The sequence below is a fragment of the Chitinophaga sp. genome, assembly GCF_039596155.1.
In the GTDB taxonomy this organism is placed as follows: domain Bacteria; phylum Bacteroidota; class Bacteroidia; order Chitinophagales; family Chitinophagaceae; genus Chitinophaga.
Genome location: NZ_JBCNKF010000008.1, coordinates 56,352 through 79,866, shown reverse-complemented (window position 1 = coordinate 79,866; position 23,515 = coordinate 56,352). Strand labels below are relative to the sequence as shown.

Genomic DNA, 23,515 nt, shown 5'->3' with positions numbered 1-23,515 from the left:
CATGCTCATCTTTTTTATTACTTTTAAGGCTCAATACTTATAATAAAGGCTATGGTAAAAGACATTAAACCGTTAAATGAGAAGGAAACCCGCGCAGGATTTGGAGAAGGAATCCTGGAGGCCGGACGTAGAAATCCAAATGTAGTGGCACTGACTGCTGATTTGCTGGGATCTATGAAACTGAACGCCTTTATTAAGGAGTTTCCGGATCGTTTTGTACAAGTCGGTATTGCAGAAGCCAACATGATAGGTATCGCTGCTGGTATGACCATTGGCGGTAAAATCCCTTATACTACCACGTTTGCCAACTTTTCAACCGGGCGCGTATACGATCAGATCCGTCAGTCCGTTGCTTATTCTGACAAGAATGTGAAGATCTGTGCATCACACGCAGGTTTAACCCTGGGTGAAGATGGTGCTACTCACCAGATCCTTGAAGATATAGGTATGATGAAAATGCTGCCAGGTATGACTGTGATCGTACCTTGCGATTTCAATCAGACCAAAGCTGCCACTATTGCGATTGCGGAACATCATGGTCCTGTTTACCTGCGTTTCGGCCGTCCAAAATGGCCTAACTTCACACCTGAAGACCAGCAATTTGAGGTAGGTAAAGCGCAGATCCTGCATGAAGGTACTGACGTTACCCTCTTCGCCTGTGGTCACATGGTATGGCTCTCTATCGAGGCAGGTAAGATCCTGGAAGAAAGAGGTTATAGCGTGGAAATCATCAATATTCACACCATCAAGCCACTGGATGAAGCAGCAGTACTGGCTTCCATCAGGAAAACCGGTTGTGCTGTAACTGCAGAAGAACACAATGTACTCGGTGGTCTGGGTGATAGCATCGCGCAGGTAGCGGCTCGTAACCATGTAGTTCCTATTGAATATGTAGGTACTGAAGATACCTTCGGCGAAAGCGGTAAGCCACTGGAACTGCTGAAGAAATATCGTCTGGATGCAGATCATATCGTAGCAGCTGCTGAAAAAGCAATTGCCAGAAAAAAGGCTAAATAAGTAGCAATTGAACGGCTTTTTATAAGACTGTAGGCTGACTGGATACCAGTCAGCCTATATTTTTTTACCGGGTGGCTATCAGGCGGTGGCTATCTTGCTCAAAGCCAGTACGAAATTGATACAACCCGCTTTATTCCTATACCAGTATGCAAAAAATGCGACCTATCATTTCGAAAGCAGATTAAACTTTCCGGGGTAAAAACGATCTTAATAAGTGGTTTTTAATTAAATTCCATTCTTTAACCATTTAACCTTAGTATGGCCATTATCCAGGATGATAAGACATTGCTGAGTTTGTACCGCGATCCTGCCACAAGGGAAAAAGGATTTACGTATATTATTCAAAAATATCAGGAGCGCTTATATTGGCATGTAAGGCGGTTAGTGCTGGATCATGATGACGCAAATGATGTGTTGCAGAACATATTTGTGAAAGTCTGGAAGAACCTGGAAGGGTTTCGTGAAGACGCCCAGTTATACACGTGGCTATATAAAATAGCGACTAACGAGTGCCTCACGTTCCTGGAAAAGCAAAAGAAAAATACAGCCGTGTCCCTCTCCGATGTGGAAACAGGGCTTAGTAATACGCTGAAAGCTGATAGCCAGTTTGACGCGAATAAACTGGAATGGAAATTACAGAAAGCTATCCTGGGACTACCTGAAAAACAAAGGATCGTATTCAACCTGCGATACTATGACGAGATGCCCTATGAAGAAATGAGCCGTGTGCTGGATACCTCAGAGGGTGCGCTGAAAGCCTCCTACCACCACGCCGTAAAAAAGATAGAAGAATTTATCAAGAACAGCTAAAAATGCGACATTTGCTGAATTTTTGAGGTGAAATCGTTATTTTTTGAGATGAAAATGAAATATTTAAAGACGAAACAGTTAAGTCTTTAAACTATTCATATCTTTTGCCGTCTAAATACCAAATGATACCCAAAGGCAACGATATTGCGAACGAAATTCAGGAGCTGATTCCTGGTGCTCAATGGCCACAAAAGGCGCCCCTCTCAGAGGTTCCTGCTGGTTACTTTGAGACTTTGCCAGCAATCATCCTTGATAGGGTGCGTGAGGCAGATGTGCAGAAAGAGTTGGAAAACCTCTCCCCCCTACTCGCGGCTACACCCAAAACGCTCCCGTTGTCCGCGCCACAGGGTTATTTTGATCAACTTCCTCAAGCCATCATGGCACATATCCACGATGCGCAGGAGCCGGAATTGCCAGGGGTAACCCGGGTATTACCTTTTACCGCTCCGCCCGCCGGGTATTTTAATCAACTGTCACAGCAGGTCTTTGCACGGATCAGTGAGGAACAGGGTTTGCAGGGAATTTCAAGAGATGTACCTTTCTCGGCTCCGCCGGCAGGGTATTTCGAGCAACTGCCACAGCAGGTCTTTGCACGGATCAGTGAGGAACAGGGTTTGCAGGGAATTTCAAGAGATGTACCTTTCTCGGCTCCGCCGGCAGGGTATTTCGAGCAACTGCCACAGCAGGTCTTTGCACGGATTAGTGAGGAACAGGGTTTGCAGGGAATTTCCAGAGATATACCTTTCTCGGCTCCGCCGGCAGGGTATTTCGAGCAGCTATCACAGCAGGTCTTTGCACGGATAAATGAGGAACAGGTTCTGCAGGGGATCTCCAGAGAACTACCATTCTCCGCTCCGCCGGCAGAGTATTTCGAGCAGCTGTCACAGCAGGTCTTTGCACGGATAAATGAGGAACAGGTTCTGCAGGGAATTTCAAGAGATGTACCTTTCTCAGCTCCGCCGGCAGGGTATTTCGAGCAGCTGTCACAGCAGGTCTTTGCCCGGATAAATGAGGAACAGGTTCTGCAGGGAATTTCAAGAGATGTACCTTTCTCGGCTCCGCCACCGGCATATTTTGAGCAACTTCCACAACGGATCGTTGCACTTATAAAAGAAGAGCTGGCCCCGGAATTATCTGGTATATCCCGGACAACTCCGCTTACCCCTCCTCCAAACGAATACTTCGGGCAACTACCATCCCTGGTAATGCAAAAGATAATGGAAGCAGCCGATACAGAAAACGTATCGCCTTTTGCAGAGCTGACAAGAACGGCCCCATTCTCTATGCCGGAAGGTTACTTTGCGCAGCTGTCTGACCAGATCCTGCAAAAAGTAAGGAGTGAGGAAGTAGCTGATGAACTGGCCGCCATTTCTCCGCTGCTGGCAGGTGTACCTAAGACAATGCCGTTCTCTGTTCCAACTGGTTACTTCAATCAGCTGGATACAAAGGTTACGGCCCTTGTTCAGCAACCAGCCAAAGTGGTGAACATGCGCCCACGCAGAATGCAGTTCTATAAATGGGCGGCAGCAGCCTGCATGATAGCGCTCGTGGGCACCAGTAGCCTGTATTATATGCGAAATACACAACATCAGTCAACAACTACTGCCACCATTAATCTGGCCGAAGCTAGTTTATCAGATGTAAGTGACCAGGAAATCCTGGAGTACCTGCAGAATCACGTGGATGCTTTTGATAAAGAAGATCTCATGGGATTGACAGCAGGAACATCCAAAACGACGGCGACTACAGAAACTTCACCACTGCCTGGTGGATTGTCTACCGAAGACATTAAGAGCTATCTGGAGAACACCGGTTCTTTAAAAGAAGAAAGTCCAATTACAAACTAAATGAAACATTTCTACATACTGTGCTTACTTTTTATCACCTGCCTTCTATGTCGACCCTCACCGGGTGTGGCACAGAATGGTGGCAGCGATGCTGAGATAAAAGACAAGATCCGGGCTGCTGAAATAGCCTACCTGGCTCAGAAGCTTGATCTCACACCAGATGAAGCCCAGAAATTCTGGCCGGTGTATAACCAGTATACGAAAGAGGTTGAAATTCTCATTGCTGAAAGAAATAACCGGAATACGACCGCTAAGACAAGCAATGCTGACCCCAAGCCAGATCCGGAGTTGAAATATGAGCAGCGTATGCTGGATATTAAAAACCACTACGACAAAGAATTTCAAAAAGTATTACCTGCAAATAAAGCGGGGTCGGTGTTCAGGTCAGAAAGAGAATTCAGGAAGGTATTGATCCAGCAGTTGAAAGAAAGACAAGTGAGAAATGTAGGTGGACCAGGGGCCCGCAGGTTTAGAAACTGATAATCAGAAAATATTATAAACGGAATATGTGAACAAAGCCTCCCTGTCGGGGAGGCTTTGTTTTTCTTAAGCATAATGTGCTCTTACTTCTACTACCTTCCCTTCATTATTCAAGACCATCATCTCGGCAGAAAGTCTGTTACCCACACTACGATAATACAATACCACAGAATTCACGCCTTCCAATACCTGTATCAGGTCAAAATGTAAGTCTGGATAGGCAAGCAATGCTTTGGAGAAATAAGCTTGCAAGGCGGCTTTGCCGTGGAGATTGCCGGCGGGATCGTTATTAATTTTGATGATAAAAGGAGAGTAAAACACCACGTCTTCTGCATAGTGAGCCATAATGGTGTCCAGCTGATGAGAGTTCCAGGCATGTAGCCATTCCTGCGCGAAATTGCTCATAATTACTTTTTTTAAAACAAGATAGATAGTGGGATGACAGGACTATTTGCTGAAAGGCTCATTTTATGGAACGCCATTCCCCTGGTGTCATACCATAAGCACGACGAAATAATCGATAGAAATGAGGAATGTTCTCAAAGCCATTGCTGTAGGCGATTTCCTGTATGGAAAGGGAAGTGGTTCTTAACAAAAAGCTGGTTCTTTCCAGCCGCTTTTCCCATACCCAGTGCATAGGACTTTTAAGATAACGTTGTTGAAAACGTCGTTTCAGGGTGGCTTTGCTCATACAGCTCTGGCGGGCCAGATCTTCCACCTGTAAAGGAGAGGCCAGTTCGCCGCCGATTGCCTGTACAGGGAGATGACTCTCATGCGACTGCCGGAGCATCTGTAAGGCCGGTAGCGGAAGCAGTGCAAGCACTTTGGGGATAATGTAGCCGGGATGGAGCTGGGACGATTGTTGAAAACCGGTATATAGTTCCAACGAAAGCTCCTGCCAGGTAGGTGCATTATTGAGCCGGCAGGTAGCCACTTCAATGGGGGTTGTTGGTGCAGGCAGCAACCGTGTCCATGTATCAGGCAGTACTATATTGATACTTGCATACCCTTCTTTTCGCCCCAATATTTCAGAGCAGACAAGCGTACCGGCTGGGATAAGGAATACATCTCCGGCATGCAGATGGTGAATGCGTTGTCCATCGTACATACGCTTTTCTCCCTCCAGCACCAGGTTGAGGATGCTAACGGGGGTGTATACTTCATGATCTGCCTTGCGATGATATCTGCTGTACGCAGCCCAGTTGTATGATCCCTGTTGCCAGGCCTGCATGTGTGCATGGCCGGTAAAACAGAGGTTATCATACGCAGTATACATTTATTTGAATTTATTGAAAGGTGTCTTTGTATCGTGATAGAAGAGGAATGTCCAGTCACCTGCAATGCCGCGTTGTTTGAACTGCTCGCGGAGTTCCATACCGCGCTTTCCGTCAAAGTCGTATTTGGCTGCAAAGCGACGGATCATGTAAGACATTTGCGGGGCTTCGTCTCCGCCAAAGAAGATCTTACCATCTTCATCGTCGATAAGAAAAACCTGGTGATAAGGGCAGTGACCGCCGGTTACCTCGTAAGAGATGTAATCATCGATGGTACCATTGCCTTCGGTAAAGATGACGTTGTCGTAATCTTTGAGGAGGGAGATATCGGCAGCAAGGTAGGATTTGCCGTCATGCTCAATTGCATACTCGAATTCCTGCCTGTTTACGTAATAAGTAGCGTGTGGGAAGGTTAGCTGACGTTGGCCGGTGATAGGATCTTCTGCGGAAACGCCACCAGAGTGGTCTTTGTGCAGATGGCTCATCAGTACTTTGGTAATTTCCATGGGGTTCACGCCATGATCGATGAGATGTTGATGGATTTGCAGTACGCCATCCTTATTGCGGAGGCCCAGACCTGTATCGAAAAGGATGTAATCCTGGTTGGTGATGACGAGGAAAGGTTGGATTTCTACCAGCAGGGAGCCACCCGAGCGTTGCTGCATGGTGTCTACCGATGGATTGTAAGGTACGAACTGTTTTGTAGCATCTACAGTGAAAGACCCTTCTGATAATGGAATAATACGTGCCATATGTTCATTTGCCAAAGTGCGGGAACAAAGGTACGAAATTAAAAAGGAACGCTCCTGCCTGCGGCAGGAGCGTTCCTTTGGATGAGTATTCCTGTGGCAATATATATATTACCGTAACACCATCTGCCTGTCGGCATCCAGTCTGAGCATAATAAAGATCAACATCGTAAATGTCATCAGTGACGAACCACCATAGCTCACGAGCGGCAATGGGATACCGATAACCGGCGCCAGACCAATCGTCATCGATATATTGATGGCCATATGGAAGAAGATGATGCTGGCCACCCCGTATGCATACACCCGGCTAAATGTCGATCGCTGTCGTTCAGCGACAAATATGATCCGTAAGAGCAGTGCCACATATAAGCCAATAAAGATCAGGGAGCCCAGGAAACCAAAGTCTTCCCCTACTGTACAGAAGATAAAGTCGGTACTTTGTTCCGGTACGAAGTCGTATCTCGTTTGTGTTCCTTTCAGGTATCCTTTTCCGATCACACCACCCGAACCGATGGCGATCATACTCTGCCTTGTATTGTAAGTTGCTTTCGGATCGTTCTCTTTACCCAGCATTACGTTAATACGTTTTACCTGGTAGTCTTTCAGCACTTTGGTAAATGCAAAAGGCACGATGAACATTACAAACACGGAACAGAATGCATAGATACCAACAATCAGGGCCAGTTTTGACCGGTGCCTTCTGATATCCCTGCGCATGAAATAAATAACAAGCGCGGTAATACCTGTGAATATATAAAAGAGAATATTCTTATCCACCAATAGTGCTGACAGTACTAACACAATTCCCGAGAATGCAATCACCAGCAGTACTGCAGGCAAACCTTCTCTGTACATGACGAGGAAGAAAGAGAAATACACCAACGCAAGACCTGTTTCATCCTGCAGGATAATGATCGCACAAGGGATCAGGGCCAGTGCTGCGGCGATCAGCCGCGCCCTCAGTTTGGTAAAATCCGTTTCCAGCGAGGAGAGGTATTTAGCTAAAGCCAGGTTAGTACATAGTTTCGTCAACTCCGCAGGCTGGAACTGGAACCCGCCTATTACCAGCCAGGAATGTGACCCCTTTACATCTTTACCGATCGCAATTACCAACAGCAATAATAAGATACCGCCAGCATATAGCAGATTGGCGGTAGCGGTAAAGAATTTACTATCTGTGAGCCAGATAATGGTAGCCAATATGGCGGATACGCCCAGCCACATAATCTGACGGGAGTAGTTTTTATTCAGGTGGATGATATCGTTCCAGATATTATCGCCTTCTCTGTACTCAGCAGCAAAGATCGATAACAGGCCAACGAACACCAATGCCAGATAGAGCCCCATTATAGGCCAGTCGATACCTTCTGTAAGCTTTAATTGCTGCCGGCGGTTCATAATTAGTTATTCGGAAAATAGAGTTTAAGTATTTGTTCTGTTGTCATTTTTGCCGAAGCTCCGTTCAGCGAATCCAGCTTGGACTTCTCTCTCACCACAGGATCGATGGTCACATCATTCAATGTTTTCATCATTTGCGGCTTACGTTTTAATGATATGGTATCGTTCAGGTATTTTTCAATCATCAAGCTGGCGATAGGAGCAGCATAGGTAGCACCAAAACCCGCATTTTCCACTATTACAGCAATGGCGATCTTTGGATTGTCTCTTGGCGCAAAAGCTACGAATACGGAGTGGTTTTTCAGTTTGGTGAGCTTACCGTTTACAATGGCATTGTTCTCCGCAGTACCTGTTTTACCACACACAATGATGTTGTCGATACGGGCGATCATACCAGTACCTTTTTCCACCACATCCTCCATTCCATAGATTACTGAACGGTAAGAAGTATCTGATACGTGGGCAACCACGTGCTTTTCCTTATACTTATCCAGCAGGTGGGTATTATCGTTGTCAATGCTGCTCACGAAGTGAGGTACATAATAGGAGCCATGGTTCGCGATGATACACATGGCATTGGCCATCTGTAAGGGTGTGGCTACTACCTGCCCCTGGCCCATACCTACATACAGTTCTGAACAGGAGTTCCACTGGCCACGGTACAATTTATTCATACCAGCTGTATCGATGGCTTTACCACCTGACTCACTCGGAATATCGATACCCAGTCTGTGACCGAGACCGAACGAAGAAATATAGTCATGCCATTTCTGGTGTCCTTTTTTCACACCACCCCATTTAGGTGCATCCACTTCCAGCCTGTACAGGTGCACGAAGTATGCGTTACAGGAATTGGCAATAGCCAGTCGCAGGTTGGCTGCGTGACCGGGGTTGTGGTGGGTACAGGCAATAGGACGACCACAGTAGGTATATGCGCCAAAACAAGGGAAACCGTAGCTGGGTGTAATAACGCCTTCATCCAGTGCGATCAGGGCGGTCAGCGGTTTCATGGAAGATCCCGGTGGATAGCCTGCCTGGATGGCACGGTTAAAGAGTGGTTTGGTAGTATCGGTAAAGAGGCGGCTAAAGTTGCGTGCTCTGAAAGATCCGGTCAACAGGTTTGGGTCGAATGTAGGTGCACTCACCATAGAGAGGATACCTCCTGTTTGCGGATCGATGGCTACGACGCTACCAATTTTATTACGCATGAGGTGTTCGCCCAGCACCTGCAGATCGACATCTAACGAGAGGCGGAGGTTTTTGCCGGCAATGGCGGCGGTATCGAACTCCCCGTGTTCGTAAGGGCCCTGCGGGCGGTTCAGGTTATCTTTTACGAGGTATTGAATACCACGTTGTCCCATCAGCACTTCTTCGTAAGTTCTTTCCAGGCCTGTCATACCCAGGTAATCTCCCTGGTTATAATCCGCATACTGCGGGCGTTGCATCATCTGGGGGGAGATTTCGCCGATATACCCTAAGATATTTGCAGCGGCGGCAAATGGATAGGAGCGGATCTGTCTGGGAACCAGTTCAAATCCGGGCTGGAACATATACATGCTTTCCTGCAATTTACCGAAGGCTTCGGGGGAGAGCAGGGGAGCGAATACGGAAACGCGGCGGCTGCCATTTTTAAGGATGGAGGCGGTGATACGTTTTCTGAATTCTTCTTTGTTGATATTCAGGATCTGGCACATGTAAGCCGTATCGATGTTTTTGACATTGATAGGTGTTACGACCAGGTCGTACATGATATCGTTGCTAAGGATACTACGACCTTTGCGATCGAAGATAATACCACGGCTTGGGTAAACTACTTTGCGGAGTACCGCGTTGGCATCTGCCAGCTTGGAGTACTTCTTTTCGACGATCTGTAAAAAGAAAAGCCTTGTCATGATCAGTACGACCATGCCAAGGAATATAAATTGTATGACCCGTTTTCTGGGTTGGTTATAAACAGACATTTCCCCGGAGATGCATTATTAACAAAAGTATCCTTCTTTATAAAGATACTATACATTTTACTTCCTCGAAAAGAACAACAGCTCATACAGCACGATCAGGAAAATGCTCGCAGCGGTAGAGAAGACGATCTTTAACAGCAGATACAAGAAGCTACCTACATTGAATACCTCCAGTGAAAAGAAAACCAGATTGTGAAGGAATACCAGAATAGCTGCATAGATCAGGAACTGGGATACTCCCATGCTTGTCATGGAAGGTGTTCTCTGTGTGGTTTCGAATCCACCCTGTGGTGAAAGGACATTGATAATGAAAGGTCGCAGGTAGGCAATGAATACGCAGGCAGCGGCATGCATACCCATTGTATTCATAAACATATCGAGGCTGAGGCCCATGAGCAACGCCAGCAACATGAGTGCCGGACGAGGCAGGTTAAAGGGCAACAGCAGCACGAAAAGTAAATAGAGGTTGAAGCTAATAGATTGGTGCAGCAAAATTCTGTTCAGAACAAATACCTGCAGCAACAGCAAAAGCACAAAACGAATTATATTTCTTAACAGTATGCTCATTGTTTGATCATCTTGTAAGTTGAATCCTCCAAAGATTTTTGTTCATCCTGCAAGAGGTTGTCAATTACATACACATATTGCAGATTGTAGAAGTTCGTTGCCAGGCGGATCCTGATATTGAAGGATGTGCTGGCTTTGTCTACCTCTTCGGTTGATTCTACGTAACCGATCGGGATATTTTCAGGGAAGAAGGCGGAGTAACCACTGGTGACTACGGTATCACCTTTTACGAGGTGTACGCTTTTAGGCACATCTTCCATGGTAGCGTAACCGGCTTCGCCGCCATGCCAGCGAACCATACCCATTTCTTTGCCACGGCTAAGGCGGGCGCTGGTACCAAAGTTACGACCTTTGGAGAGCAGGGAAAGCACCACTGCATAGTGTTCATTTACGCTGCGAACGATACCTACTACACCACTTGGCCCAACTACACCCATATTTCGGCGGATGCCATCGGCACTGCCACGGTGGATGGTGATATAATTGATTGGATTGGTCACTGAGTTGTTGACTACCTTGGCTGCTTTGTACAGGTAGCGGCGTACAGAAGTGCTGATCACCCTGCGGGTGGTATCAGTACCGTACTGACGCAGGGTATCATTTTTTACAATATTGTCGAGGATAACAGTGTCAAAACTTGTGCGCAGCATGTTGTGCAGACGGGCGTTCTCTTTTACCAGACTGTCATTTGTTGCTTTCAGGTGAAAGTAGTATTCTACGTTGTTGTAACGTTCGTATAACCTGGCGCTGATGTTATTGGCGGAATTGAGGTAAGCTGTTTTCTGAAAATCGTTGTTCTGGAAGACCAGCACTAAACAGATCACTTCCAGCAGCAGGAACAGAAAAAAATTAAAATAGCGCCTTAAGAAAATGATGAGATTACGCACAGGATTTTATTTCTATAAAGAAGCCTGCAAAGCTGGTAGTTTGTTGAACTTCCTGTTTTGCAGGCCTCTCTTTATTATTGCATTAGGAACGGATACTTACCTACGTGTTTCAGTGCGATACCGGTACCTCTTACTACGGCGCGCAGCGGATCATCAGCCACATGAACGGGCAATTTGATCTTCTGGGTGAGGCGTTTGTCCAGGCCGCGTAACAGTGCACCACCACCGGTCAGGTATAAACCTCTGCGGTAGATATCGGCAGCCAGTTCGGGAGGTGTTGTTTCCAGTGCTTTCAGGATGGCTTCTTCGATCTTGAAGATAGATTTGTCCAGCGCTTCGGCTACTTCCTGGTAAGATACCATGATCTGTTTAGGAATACCGGTAACGAGGTCACGTCCATTTACGGCTACGTCATCTGGTGGGTTGTCCAGTTCTTTCAGTGCAGAACCGATCTGGATCTTGATCTGCTCAGCAGTTCTTTCACCAATCAGCAGGCTATGATAGCGGCGCAGGGCTTCCATGATGTCGGCGGTAAATTCGTCACCGGCGATACGGATACTTTGGTCACATACAATACCAGCGAGGGCGATCACGCTGATACCGGTGGTACCACCTCCGATATCGATGATCATGTTACCTACCGGTTCTTCTACGTCAATACCGATACCCAGCGCAGCGGCCATCGGTTCATGTATTAAGAACACTTCCTTAGCGCCTGCCTGTTCAGCAGAGTCGCGTACGGCGCGTTTTTCTACTTCTGTAATGCTGGATGGAATACAGATTACCATACGCCAGCTAGGAGAGAACAAAGGTTTCTTTGGATACACCAGTTTGATCATTTCACGAAGCATACCTTCTGCTGCGTTAAAGTCCGCGATTACACCATCTTTCAGGGGACGAATGGTGCGCAGGTACTCATGTGTCTTTTCGTGCATCATCATGGCTTTCTTACCAACAGCCACAATTTTCCCGCTAGCGCGTTCTATAGCAACAATGGAAGGTTCATCCACCACCACCTGGTCATTGTGAATGATCAGCGTATTAGCTGTACCTAAGTCAATCGCTATTTCCTGTGTTAAAAAATTAAAGAACCCCATTGCTTAATATGGTCAAAATATTATTGTGTGCAAAAATGAATAATTCCAACGAATATACAATCTTAAAATTGTATGTTTTCTCAATAATACAACTATAATATTAAAAAATGTTATTTATTGTATTTGATGAGCCGGTTAGTAGTTGCAACGTTTAAAAACAACTAATCAGCCGGTATAGTATGACTCTCGAAAACGCTTAAACGAATGATCGTTAATGTAATGGTATTGCTCTCTATGAATGAATGAGTTATGCGACAGTAACGGTGCCTGCATAGCCACAGGCTATCCGTGCTGGGCTTACACGAACTCGAATCCAATATCCCTCCTGTAATATTTGCCTTCAAAATCAATAGATTCTGCGGTTTGCCGGCTATGCGACAACGCAATACCCAGATCAGAAGCCAGTGAAGTGATGGTGAGTACCCGGCCGCCATTGGTGAGGATATCACCACCGGATGCCTTTGTACCTGCCTGGAATACCAGCTGATCCTGTGTTTGCCCAGGAATGTTGGTAATGATCTTCCCCTTCTCATACGCTTCCGGATATCCTCCGGCTACCAGCATTACTGTGGTGGCCACGCGGCTATCCTCATAGATTTTTTGTGCAGACAGTTTACCGTCTATCACTGACTGAAACAGCTCCAGCAGGTCATTTTGCAGGCGGGGCATCACTACTTCAGTTTCAGGATCTCCCATGCGACAGTTGTATTCTATCACAAAAGGAGCACCATCCACTTTAATCAACCCAAAGAAAATAAAGCCGTTATAAACTATGTTCTCTTTAGCCAACCCATCTACCGTTGGTTTTACAACCTGTTCGATCACCTGGTCCATGAATGCTTTGTCAGCAAATGGAACAGGGGATACAGCTCCCATACCACCAGTATTCAGGCCGGTGTCACCCTCGCCAATGCGTTTATAGTCTTTCGCGGACGGCAGTAGCTGGTAGCTTTTGCCATCCGTGAGCACAAATACAGATAATTCTATGCCAGAAAGGAATTGTTCCACAACTACCTTTTTGCTGGCATCTCCAAATTTCGCCTCGCGGATCATCTGGGTGAACTCTGTCACCGCAGCTTCGCGATCTTCCAGGATTACAACACCTTTACCGGCAGCCAGGCCATCGGCCTTGAGTACGATCGGTGTAGTATGCTGACGCAGATAAGCAACCCCTTCTTCGTAAGTGCTTTCGTCAAATTCCCTGTAGGCGGCAGTTGGAATGTTGTGACGGCTCATGAACTGCTTTGCAAATGCCTTACTGCCTTCCAGTTGTGCAGCATATGCAGAAGGTCCCATTACGGGAATGTGTTTCAAAGCTTCGTCCTGCTGGAAGAAATCGTAGATCCCTTTTACCAGCGGTTCTTCAGAACCAGGTACTACCAGGGTAATGGCGTTTTCAAGACAAAAAGCCTTTATCTTTTCAAAGTCGGACACCGCAATGTCTACATTCTGTCCATGTTGGGCAGTTCCGGCATTACCGGGGGCGATGAACAACTGTTCGCATAAAGTGCTTTGAGTCATTTTCCAGGCCAGTGCATGTTCCCGGCCACCACTTCCTAATAGTAAAATCTTCATATTGTATATCAGTGTGTAATTTGAGCGAATTCAGCCATTTCTGCCCCGTTCTTCCAAATTTTTTGCAAAGAAAGGCCAAAATTTAACCAAAAACACCATTTTTCTATATAAAAAGCCTAATTTATTTATCTTGCCGCATTCATAGGACTTACTTATCAACAAAACTGACCAATTATGACTCAATCTGCAGTTGAGCAGCCTGTAATTACACCAAAACAGAATAGTGGCCATCACAAAGGCCTTTATGTTCTTTTTTTTACGGAAATGTGGGAGCGCTTCGGGTACTACCTGATGATCGGGATCTTCTTCCTATACCTGATAGATCCAACTGCCAATGGCGGTAAAGGCTTTACCAACGGCCACGCTTCTGACCTTGTAGGTACATATATTGCATTGGTTTACCTCTCGCCATTCATTGGAGGGCTGATGGCCGACAGATATCTCGGCTATCGCAGAGCGGTTATCTTAGGGGGCACCCTGCTTGCCGCCGGCTATTTCGGACTGGCATTTCCCGGAGAAACTGCTATGTACATTTCCCTGACCCTGATTATTATCGGGAATGGTTTCTTCAAACCCAACATCGGTACTATACTGGGTAACATTTATAACAGGGAAGACCTGAAACCTAAGAAAGATATTGCCTATAACATCTTCTATATGGGGGTGAATATCGGTGCTTTCATCTGTAACTTTGTGGCTGCTTACCTCCGCAACTCCCTGGGCTGGGGTTATGCCTTTGCTGCTGCGGGTGTTGGTATGCTGATTGGCTTGTTCATCTTTGTGGCCAAATCCAAGGTGATTGCCGAAGGAGATATCCGCAAGCCTGTTCAGAAGGATGATATGCCGATGAGCAAGATCCTCGGCCTTGTATTGCTACCGGCTTTAATTGCTGCTATACTGGGTTACTTTATTCACCAGTTCCTGGGCCATCCTTTATTCGGTACTCCATCCATCGATGCATTCATGTTTGCCTGTGTACCGATCATCGTATTTTATATCCGTTTGTACACCACTGCGAACAAGGAAGACAAGCGCGGACTGGGTGCCCTGCTGGCATTCTTTGTAGTAGCGATCGTGTTCTGGGTAATATATAACCAGAATAGCACGGGTCTCACTATCTGGGCCGATCAGTATACCGACCGCTCCATGTCTGAAAGTGTAGAAAAGGTGGCTAAACCAATGGGGATGCTGCAAACAGTGACCACCCATCCACATCCTGTAACACAGATCGATGCACAATTCCGTGCTGTGACTGATGGAAAGGGCAACACCATTACAGTACAGGGTCCGGATCCTTACTTCCAGAACCTCCCGAAGGATAAATGGCCTACCAGCGGAGAAATGAAACTGATTTCTACGGAGATCTTCCAGTCTGCCAACCCTGGATTTATTGTACTATTTACACTTTTAGTCCTTAGCCTGTTCGCATGGCTGGCCAAGAGAGGAAAGGAACCAACTACCCCAGTAAAGGTGGCAATGGGTATCTTCATTGCCGGTTTATCTTCTTTGCTCATGATCTTTGCGGCTTCTATGACCAATGTATACGTGGATAAGAGCTCTATGGCCTTCCTGGTAGGTACTTACGCAATTTTCACGGTGGGCGAAATCCTGGTAAGTCCGATCGGATTATCTATGGTATCCAAGCTGTCGCCTCCCCGCCTCACGGCGCTGATGATGGGTGGCTGGTACCTGGTGAACTCTATTGCCGGCAAAGTAGCTGGTATGATGGGTACGTTCTGGGATAGCTTTACAGACAAGAAGGTGTACTTCATGATCCTGACCGTAGCGGCAGCGATTGCTTTTGTCGTGATGATGATGATCAGTAAATGGATCGCTGGTGTGGTAAAAGAGAAGACTGGCGGTATTTAATAATATGTCCACTAAGTGGAAAAAACGCTTCTGCCGGCTGGCAGAAGCGTTTTTTTATGGATAAAAGGGCATATAATGCTATATTGCCCCCCGAACAAAATCTAACTATACCCACCAACACTTATTATGGCAGATAATTTTAAGCCTTTTGTCTCACCTGAGGTGAAGATGAAGGAATTTACGGTCAAGTCCATTTTACTGGGCTGCATGTTTGGTATTATATTCGGCGCCGCGACAGTGTATCTGGCACTGAAAGCGGGTTTAACGGTTTCCGCGTCTATTCCGATCGCCGTTATTGCTATCACACTTGGCCGGAGATTCTTTAAGACCACTATTCTGGAAAACAACATTATTCAGACCACCGGTTCAGCAGGTGAGTCTATTGCTGCGGGTGTGGTATTCACGTTACCGGGCTTTTTGTTCCTGTCTGATAAGAACAGTGATCAGTATTTTAATTATTTCACGATCCTCATCCTGGCCATCTTTGGTGGTATTCTTGGTACCCTGATGATGATCCCGCTTCGCAGATCCCTGATCGTAAAAGAGCATGACACCCTTCCTTACCCTGAAGGTACTGCCTGTGGTGATGTATTGATCGCAGGAGAGAAAGGGGGCGATTTTGCCAAAACTGCGTTTTATGGTCTTGGCTTTGCGGTAGTATATGCACTGTTCCAAAAGGTATTTCACGTGATTGCGGAAACACCTGCCTATATGACCAAACAGGTAAATAAATTCTTCCCTTCTGCTAAAATAAGTGCTGACATTACCCCTGAATACCTGGGTGTGGGTTATATCATTGGGCCCCGTATTGCCGGCGTACTGGTAGCGGGCGGTGTATTGTCCTGGCTGGTATTAATTCCTTTGCTGGCAAGTTTGCTGCCTGGCGACCTGATTGCTACCCAGCTGGTAAAACTGGGTTACCTGGCTGACCTGGCCACTCCAGGGGGAAAAGGAAACTGGAACCCAGCTACACACACTTTCGCTGACTACTCTGCGGCCATCTATTTTGCTTATGTTCGTCAGATTGGTGCTGGTGCGGTAGCAGCAGGTGGTTTCATTACCCTGATTAAAACCATTCCGACTATTATCTCTTCATTTAAAGGTAGCCTTGGTTCACTGAAGAAAAGTGAAGGTGAAGATGGTGCCAATGCTGAAGTACCACGTACGGAAAGAGACCTGAATGTGAAACTGGTATTATTTGGTAGCATTGCCCTGATCATCCTGATGGCATTTTTGCCACAGCTGCCGGGAGATTCTGTAGGTAAAAAACTGCTGGTAGGTTTGCTGGTAGTTGTTTTTGGAGCATTCTTCGTAACAGTATCCAGCCGAATCGTAGGTTTGATCGGTTCTTCCAACAATCCCATCTCTGGTATGACCATCGCGACCCTGATGGGTACCTGTCTGGTGTTCATTGCTGTAGGCTGGAGTGGTAAAGTATATGAGCCAATGGCACTGGTTGTAGGAGGTATGATCTGTATTGCTGCTGCTAATGCCGGCGGAACATCGCAGGATCTCAAGTCTGGCTATATTGTAGGTGCAACGCCTATGTACCAGCAGCTGTCACTGTTCATTGGTGCAATCGTATCTTCGATCGTGATCGGTTTAACCGTAAAATTCCTGGATAAGCCTACTGCGGCAATGATAGCAAATGGTGTCACTGACCACGCAATTGGTAGTACTTATTTTCCTGCGCCACAAGGTACCCTGATGGCGACATTGGCAAAAGGTATCCTGTCTTATAACCTTGACTGGCAGTTTGTACTTGTAGGTGTATTCCTCTCCATCGTGATGGAACTGTGTGGTATCAAATCACTGTCTTTCGCAGTAGGTGCTTACCTGCCATTGTCTACTACCCTGCCAATCTTTATTGGTGGCGCAATTCGTGGTTTTGTTGATAACAGAAACAAGAAAAAGAACATCAAATTATCTGCCGAAGAAGAGGAGCTGGGCAAGGGTAATCTTTTTGCAACAGGTCTGGTAGCTGGTGGCGCGGTGGCTGGTGTGATCATTGCGATCATGGCTGGCTTTAACAGCACTGCTGGTGCATTGGATAAAATGAACTTTGAAAATGCGCTATCCGGCTCACTGGGTGAAGAAGGCTATTATATACTTGGGGTGATCGGATTCGTGTTTATGGGATGGGTGCTCTATCGCATTGCAACGAAAAAAGAAGCTACTGCTTAAAGGAATATTTCCTTATAAAATACAAAAAGCGTTTTTGGCCGATGGTCAAAAACGCTTTTTTATTTACTTTTAATTATCGGTTGACAATTAACCTCTTACATTATTCGTTAGGTATATAAACCCAAAATCACATGCGCCAATTATTTGCTTTAGCCGGAATTGTATTACTGATTAGCGCCTGCAAGCACGACGATAACGAACCCATCAGAAAATTCACTTCGTTCCAGGCAGACAGTCTGATTGTGCTCGCGGAAAACCCAACTGCGGTACTCTCTCCAGCTAATCTCACAGATAACGATGCTACCAACGACTACCCCATTCTCCATATCACCGCTACCGGTAATCATGGTGAGTCAATCCGGTTTTCCCTGATCTCAGGATCATCCAACATTCAGCCCGGCAATTATTCGTCCACCATTCAGGGCAATAGTATGCGGCTTGGTTTTGAAGGTATTGATTACAACCTGCAGGCAAATTATACCTATGGTGAACTCAACTTCAATATCTCCAAAGTAGTGGATACCCTTATTGAAGGGTCTTTTGACGGAGAACTGGTAGACAGTACCGGTACCATCTCACCCAAGACACTTAGAAAAGGCTTTATCAGAGCCGTCTTTGTCAGAGATACACTCTAAATAAAAGATAAATAGTCGTAGTGCTGCTTTAAGATGGTTTTGTCATCTGCCGCCAACCATTTGTTGAGCAGTGTGGCATATACACGCTTGAAGTCGACTTTGTATTGCAGGTCTCCATCTTTCAGATTTGTTAAATCAGGTCCCTCATTCAGTAAGCCCTGTTGCTTTAACCCACCACCGATCAGGAACATGCTATTAGCCGTGCCATGGTCTGTTCCATTGCTGGCATTCTGCGCCACCCTTCTGCCAAATTCAGAAAAAGTCATGACCACTACATCCTGGAAGCGGTTGTTGTTCTTCAGATCTCTGGCAAATACCGTAACTGCATCATCCAGCTGTTTGAACAAGTTTTGCTGCTGTGCCTGTTGGTTGACATGTGTATCAAAACTACCATGAGATACATAGTATACTTTGGTACTGATGTCCGACATGATCAGTTTTGAAATGGTACGCAGGCTCTTGCCCAGCTGTGTGGAGGGATAAGTTTCTTTGGTATCGTATGTTTTGAATTGTTTTTGAATGTAATTAGCAGATGATAGCGTCGCTCCAAGCGTCTTGTAGAGATAATCTACATTGGTTTCTTCATCGTGATGCTGACGCATGAGGTCATTGTAAAGACCTGCATTCATGCCTGCACTTAACCTGGCGGGATCATTAAAGGCTAATCCCTTCTGGAATTCGCCCTTCATGGCCAGGCTCAATGTATCGTCTATTTCCAGTGCCTGCACAGGTTTATCGCAATCCTTACATTGTGCATCCAGATAACGGCCTACCCAGCCATTGCCCCAGTAATCGGCAGCATCACTGGCAGACTGCCAGATGTCCATAGAGCGGAAATGTGACCGATCGGGATTAGGATACCCTACATTTTGCAGGATGCCCATTCCCCCATCATCATACAATGCTTTCATGCCTACCAGGGCAGGATGCAGACCTGTTTCATCTGTGAGCGACAAGGCTTTCTCTCTTTGAATACCCAGGCTGGGACGAAGTTGATAGTAGATATCATTCCGGTAAGGTATTACGGTATTTAAACCGTCATTACCGCCGGACAACTGGATAATGACAAGGACTTTATTGCCTGGCGGCACCATGACATGTGCCGGATTTTCCAATGCTTTCAGGAACTTTGGTATGAACAAAGATGCAGAGGCCAGTGAACCTGCCTGTAAAAAACGACGCCTGTTCAATATTAACATACAATAAGTTTTAACACAATTGATATTCGGGTGTACTCATCACAGCGATGGTGACTGTCTTAATGAACTGCTCTCTGGATGTAATGTCAGCATAGTTCTCCAGGATCTTCCTGCTGACATTTTTACTATTCTGCAGGAGCGTATCTGCGATAGTAGCAGCCAGATCATCGCGCGTGACGTCTTTGTAATCCTGCAGGTAATCATCCCAGTGAATCACACCTTTGATCTTTCGTGCGTATTGTTTTCTTGCTGCTTCATTCACCTGCTGCGTCACTTTGTAACTACCCATTCCCATTTCCGGTGTGATCTCTTTTGGCTGGATATTGAAATCTTTTTCATAAAGGATCATCGATGGTAACTGCATGCGATACATCAAGCTGGAGCTATCGATCCAGTTTCTTCCACCAGGCCACCCGGCTACGTTTGGCGGATAGAACAATGTCTGGCCTAATACCTGTTGGAAAGAGATCATCACTTCTTCCCGGTCAAAATCGACAGGAATTGTTCTGCGAAAACCAACAAGTAATTCGATGGGAGATTTGATATGTGTGCCGATTAGTTGACTATCGTAGAACCAGTCTGCCATGAAGATGTTGCGCATCAGTTCTTTGATATCGTACCCGGAGTTATAGAATTTATCAGCGAGTGTATTGATTTTCTCAGCATCTGGTGTTTCTTCGTCTACAAAGAATTTATACACTTTGGCAGTGATGAAGTGGGCGGTTGCTTTCTTCTCCAGGAGTATTTTCAATACGTCATCACCATTGAAGTTGCCCTGTTTACCCAGCACGTTTTTCACACCTTCGTCATGTGTTTTTTCTCTGAACACAAAGTTGCCGTCATCATCAAAAGCCCAACCGGTGAATGCTCTGGCAGCTTCTTTGATATCCTGTTCTGTATAATTGCCACGTCCCATGGTGAAAAGTTCCATTACCTCGCGGGCGAAGTTTTCATTGGGATGCGCTTTTTTATTCTGCTGATTATTCAGGAACTGCAACATGGCAGGTGTCTTGGAAACAGCGGTGAGCAAGTCACCAAAATTGCCCAGGGCATTGACCCTGATCACATTCAGCAATTGCTGGTTGAACAGCACATTTTGTGTGCGGCAGGCAAAGTGTCCGTGCCAGAAGAGTGCCATTTTCTCCCGCAGGGGATGGGTACTGCGTACCATTTCGTCTACCCACGAAACGTTGAGATCCTTGATACCCTGTGTATTCATTTGCTGCACCATCTTGCGGGTGTCGGCATCCAGGTCTTTTTTCTTTCTGTAATCAGGAAGGTCGGACTGGTCAATGATCTTAATAGGTGTGGTCTCGTCTTTAGCAGGACCAATGAGGATCTTGCTCACAATTTGTTTGCGGCGCCGGTGGGTCCAATCTGCTATCACAGGATAGCGTTCTCCAAAGCCAGCCCTCCATGCGAGGTGCTGCATCTGTAATTTTTCAGGGACCATAGTTTTGTTTTTAAATCAGGATCTGAATCTCCATACGGGATAACTACTGCCTTTCTCAAACATTTCCTTTTCTGATGGCAATTCCAGAAATCCATCTGCCTGCAATAAAGCTGCCAGATCTCCGGAACCGTGATAGGGTGGTGGCAAGGCAATGAGCTGGCCACCGGCTACAGGGTGCAAACGCACAGGCATGAAATAGGTCAATGGAGGCTTGAAATGGACGTCTGCGCCCAAAACAGCATATGGCTCAGGGGTAGTAGTGATCTGCAAAGATGCCTTGAGCCAGGGTAAAACATAACGAAAACAACACATTACCCCTGACACAGGATTGCCAGGTAACGCGAATACAACAGGTCCATTTTCAAAATAACCAAACAGGAAAGGTTTTCCCGGGCGTTGTTGTACTTTATGGAAAACCAGCTGCATACCCAGCTCTTCCAATACCTGTGGAAGGTGGTCGAACTTACCGGCGGAAACGGCTCCTGTGCAGATGAGAACATCATGATCCAGCAACGATCCCAATAACTGCTGAATAGCGGGTATATCGTCATTGACATGATAACAGGGAGCCTGGATACCCAGTTCTGTTTGTAGTGCTGCGGCGAGTGTATAAGAATTAGAGATACGCACCTGGTGGATATCAGGGGTTTCCGAAACAGGTACCAGTTCATCGCCGGTAGCAATGATGCCCACCTTAGGCAAGCGGCTTACGCTCACCATTGTTTTCCCCACAGCGGCCAGTATGCCTATTTCTGCGGCAGTGATACGGGTACCGGCTGCGATCAACACCTGGCCAGCGGCAGCATCGGCTCCCTGACGGTGAATGTGCTGTCCTTGTGCAACGCCGGCTTTGATAGTAAAGCGCCGGAAACCATCGTGTTCCGACATTTCCAGGTGTTCGTATTGAATGACGGTATCAGTTAGTTCCGGTAAAATGGCGCCGGTCATCACTTCCATACAATCAGCCATGCTGCCCAGTTGCTTGCGCGGCATACCAGCGGCCTGCATATCTTCAACACCGAATACAGTCTGGCCTTTGGCATAGGCTTCGAAATTGATGGCAATCCCATCCATCATGACTCTGTCGTAGGGCGGGAAGTCACGATCGGAAAGTATGGGTTCACGGAGTACCCTTCCGTTAGCGGAGGTAAATGGCACCTGTTCCATTCCGAAGTCTCTGGCTATCCCCATAACGGCAGCATAGGCAGCGATGACATCCATTAGCATATGTTAACAGCTTTCTTTGTAAATTTATTCTATTATGAGCAATGATTCAAGTAAACAGGGCTTTTCTCACCTGAATGCTGCAGATCAACCAACTATGGTAGATGTAAGCGGCAAGATGGTGACAGAAAGAATAGCGGTAGCAGAAAGCAGGATCTTTTTACCGGCAGTGATCCGGCAGCAATTTAGCGGATCGGATATTCATACGGCAAAAGGTGCTGTGTTTCAGACGGCCATTCTGGCCGGTATTATGGCTGCAAAAAAAACGCCAGATCTTATACCGCTTTGTCATACCTTATTGCTGGAAGGGTGTAATGTAGATATTAAACTGGAAGGAGAGGAAGCAGTGGTGAGATGCACGATCAAAACTACCGGCAGAACGGGTGTAGAGATGGAAGCGCTGACAGGGGCCAGTATTGCGGCATTGACGATCTACGATATGTGCAAGGCATTCTCTCATGGCATGGAGATCAGGCAAACAAAATTAATCAGTAAAACGGGCGGTAAACGCGATTTCTGATGGCAGGTTTATATGGATTGATATTATGTGGAGGGCGAAGTCTTCGCATGCAGCAGGATAAAAGCCAGCTGGATTATCATGGGTTACCGCAGTGGCAATATTTGTATCAGTTGCTTGCGCCACTAACGGACCAGGTATATCTTTCCTGTCGTGTGGACCAGCAGTTAGATACTGATTTGCCGGTTATTGTGGATAGTGTTGAAGAAGCAGGTCCTGCTACTGGTATACTGAGTGCATTCAAAGCATTTCCTGGCAGGGCGTGGCTGGTGCTGGCGTGTGATCTGCCTTTAGTCAGTGCACAGAGTTTATCGTTATTAGTTTCGAAGAGAGAGGTGAATAAAGAAGCTACTGCATTCATCAGTTCATTCAAGCAATCACCGGAACCATTGATGACGATATGGGAAATTGCTGGTTTGAAAAGGTTGGATGCAGAAAAAGGATGCCCGCGGAAAACGTTAATGAAAGCGGATATCGCGTTGATTGAAAATCCATTTGCGATAGAGCAGTTTAATGCTAATACGCCGGAGGAAAGAGCAGCAGCTTTGCAGACGATTCAGCAAGAATTGAAGGCGTAAAAGGATGCGAAAAGAGGAAGTGTTAAAACATTGCGAAAATTGTCGACGCGTTGAAGTACTGCAGGAAAAAGAAAAGTGTTAAAATATTTCGAAAAGCGCCGGGGTGTTGAAATACTGATACCTCGGAAAAAACAGAAGTGTTAAAACACTGCGAAAGTTGTCGACGCGGCGAAGTACTGCTAAAAAAGGAG

At 46.3% G+C, this 23,515-nt stretch carries 21 protein-coding genes; 9 read left to right on the top strand and 12 right to left on the bottom strand.

Annotation, left to right across the window (positions count from 1 at the left end):
• Positions 1–51 precede the first annotated feature (51 nt).
• From ABDW33_RS10055 to ABDW33_RS10040, 4 genes are all read left to right on the top strand, one after another.
• The gene (locus ABDW33_RS10055; protein WP_343689929.1) at positions 52–1,017 is read left to right on the top strand and encodes a transketolase C-terminal domain-containing protein; all 966 of its coding nucleotides are present in this window, start codon (positions 52–54) and stop codon (positions 1,015–1,017) included.
• Between the two features lie 258 nt (positions 1,018–1,275).
• Complete coding sequence (locus ABDW33_RS10050; RefSeq protein WP_343689928.1) at positions 1,276–1,827, top strand: sigma-70 family RNA polymerase sigma factor; 552 nt, start codon at positions 1,276–1,278, stop codon at positions 1,825–1,827.
• A gap of 122 nt (positions 1,828–1,949) precedes the next feature.
• Positions 1,950–3,674, top strand: coding sequence for a hypothetical protein (locus tag ABDW33_RS10045; protein WP_343689927.1), 1,725 nt, complete (start codon positions 1,950–1,952; stop codon positions 3,672–3,674).
• Positions 3,675–4,154, top strand: a complete 480-nt coding sequence (locus ABDW33_RS10040) for a hypothetical protein (RefSeq protein ID WP_343689926.1) — start codon at positions 3,675–3,677, stop codon at positions 4,152–4,154.
• A 66-nt stretch (positions 4,155–4,220) separates the two neighbouring features.
• Here ABDW33_RS10040 and ABDW33_RS10035 read toward each other — a convergent pair whose 3' ends face one another.
• The 9 genes from ABDW33_RS10035 to purD all read right to left on the bottom strand — a co-directional run bounded on the left by ABDW33_RS10035 (position 4,221) and on the right by purD (position 13,665).
• Positions 4,221–4,559, bottom strand: a complete 339-nt coding sequence (locus tag ABDW33_RS10035; protein WP_343689925.1) for a nuclear transport factor 2 family protein — start codon at positions 4,557–4,559, stop codon at positions 4,221–4,223.
• A 58-nt stretch (positions 4,560–4,617) separates the two neighbouring features.
• On the bottom strand, positions 4,618–5,430 hold the full coding sequence (locus ABDW33_RS10030) for a helix-turn-helix domain-containing protein (RefSeq protein ID WP_343689924.1): 813 nt from the start codon (positions 5,428–5,430) through the stop codon (positions 4,618–4,620).
• On the bottom strand, positions 5,431–6,180 hold the full coding sequence (locus tag ABDW33_RS10025) for an MBL fold metallo-hydrolase (RefSeq protein ID WP_343689923.1): 750 nt from the start codon (positions 6,178–6,180) through the stop codon (positions 5,431–5,433).
• Positions 6,181–6,288: 108 nt separating this feature from the next.
• Complete coding sequence (gene rodA, locus ABDW33_RS10020) at positions 6,289–7,578, bottom strand: rod shape-determining protein RodA (protein WP_343689922.1); 1,290 nt, start codon at positions 7,576–7,578, stop codon at positions 6,289–6,291.
• A gap of 2 nt (positions 7,579–7,580) precedes the next feature.
• Positions 7,581–9,539 carry a penicillin-binding protein 2 gene (mrdA, locus tag ABDW33_RS10015; RefSeq protein WP_343689921.1) on the bottom strand — a complete coding sequence of 653 codons (1,959 nt, stop codon included), beginning with the start codon at positions 9,537–9,539 and terminating at the stop codon, positions 7,581–7,583.
• A gap of 57 nt (positions 9,540–9,596) precedes the next feature.
• Positions 9,597–10,106: a rod shape-determining protein MreD gene (gene mreD, locus ABDW33_RS10010; protein WP_343689920.1), complete on the bottom strand. Its 510-nt coding sequence runs from the start codon at positions 10,104–10,106 to the stop codon at positions 9,597–9,599.
• The gene (gene mreC / locus ABDW33_RS10005) at positions 10,103–10,993 is read right to left on the bottom strand and encodes a rod shape-determining protein MreC (RefSeq protein ID WP_343689919.1); all 891 of its coding nucleotides are present in this window, start codon (positions 10,991–10,993) and stop codon (positions 10,103–10,105) included. Before mreC ends, mreD begins: the two co-directional genes overlap by 4 nt.
• A 74-nt stretch (positions 10,994–11,067) precedes the next feature.
• Entirely contained in the window at positions 11,068–12,090 is a 1,023-nt protein-coding gene (locus ABDW33_RS10000) for a rod shape-determining protein (RefSeq protein ID WP_012787871.1), read from the bottom strand.
• A gap of 297 nt (positions 12,091–12,387) precedes the next feature.
• On the bottom strand, positions 12,388–13,665 hold the full coding sequence (gene purD / locus ABDW33_RS09995) for a phosphoribosylamine--glycine ligase (RefSeq protein ID WP_343689918.1): 1,278 nt from the start codon (positions 13,663–13,665) through the stop codon (positions 12,388–12,390).
• A gap of 174 nt (positions 13,666–13,839) precedes the next feature.
• Between purD and ABDW33_RS09990 the strand changes: the two genes are divergently transcribed.
• The 3 genes from ABDW33_RS09990 (at position 13,840) to ABDW33_RS09980 (ending at position 18,353) form a co-directional block, all read left to right on the top strand.
• Positions 13,840–15,534 (top strand): peptide MFS transporter, encoded by a 1,695-nt coding sequence (locus ABDW33_RS09990; RefSeq protein ID WP_343689917.1) that lies wholly within the window; start codon positions 13,840–13,842, stop codon positions 15,532–15,534.
• 126 nt (positions 15,535–15,660) lie between these two features.
• Positions 15,661–17,718: an OPT/YSL family transporter gene (locus ABDW33_RS09985; RefSeq protein ID WP_343689916.1), complete on the top strand. Its 2,058-nt coding sequence runs from the start codon at positions 15,661–15,663 to the stop codon at positions 17,716–17,718.
• Between the two features lie 131 nt (positions 17,719–17,849).
• On the top strand, positions 17,850–18,353 hold the full coding sequence (locus ABDW33_RS09980; RefSeq protein WP_343689915.1) for a hypothetical protein: 504 nt from the start codon (positions 17,850–17,852) through the stop codon (positions 18,351–18,353).
• On the opposite strand, the gene ABDW33_RS09975 is transcribed toward ABDW33_RS09980, so the two are convergent.
• The 3 genes from ABDW33_RS09975 to ABDW33_RS09965 are packed head-to-tail and all read right to left on the bottom strand — an operon-like array spanning position 18,350 to position 22,226.
• Positions 18,350–19,552, bottom strand: a complete 1,203-nt coding sequence (locus tag ABDW33_RS09975; RefSeq protein WP_343689914.1) for a DUF1501 domain-containing protein — start codon at positions 19,550–19,552, stop codon at positions 18,350–18,352. The two genes, ABDW33_RS09980 and ABDW33_RS09975, sit on opposite strands and share 4 nt — an antisense overlap.
• Before the next feature lie 10 nt (positions 19,553–19,562).
• Positions 19,563–21,005: a DUF1800 domain-containing protein gene (locus ABDW33_RS09970; protein ID WP_343689913.1), complete on the bottom strand. Its 1,443-nt coding sequence runs from the start codon at positions 21,003–21,005 to the stop codon at positions 19,563–19,565.
• Positions 21,006–21,020: 15 nt separating this feature from the next.
• On the bottom strand, positions 21,021–22,226 hold the full coding sequence (locus ABDW33_RS09965) for a molybdopterin molybdotransferase MoeA (RefSeq protein ID WP_343689912.1): 1,206 nt from the start codon (positions 22,224–22,226) through the stop codon (positions 21,021–21,023).
• Positions 22,227–22,266: 40 nt separating this feature from the next.
• Between ABDW33_RS09965 and moaC the strand changes: the two genes are divergently transcribed.
• Together moaC and ABDW33_RS09955 are read left to right on the top strand one after the other, a co-directional pair.
• A complete protein-coding gene (gene moaC / locus ABDW33_RS09960) occupies positions 22,267–22,749 on the top strand; it encodes a cyclic pyranopterin monophosphate synthase MoaC (protein WP_343689911.1) in 483 nt (160 codons plus the stop codon).
• Positions 22,749–23,324, top strand: a complete 576-nt coding sequence (locus ABDW33_RS09955) for an NTP transferase domain-containing protein (RefSeq protein ID WP_343689910.1) — start codon at positions 22,749–22,751, stop codon at positions 23,322–23,324. Before moaC ends, ABDW33_RS09955 begins: the two co-directional genes overlap by 1 nt.
• Positions 23,325–23,515: the final 191 nt, after the last annotated feature.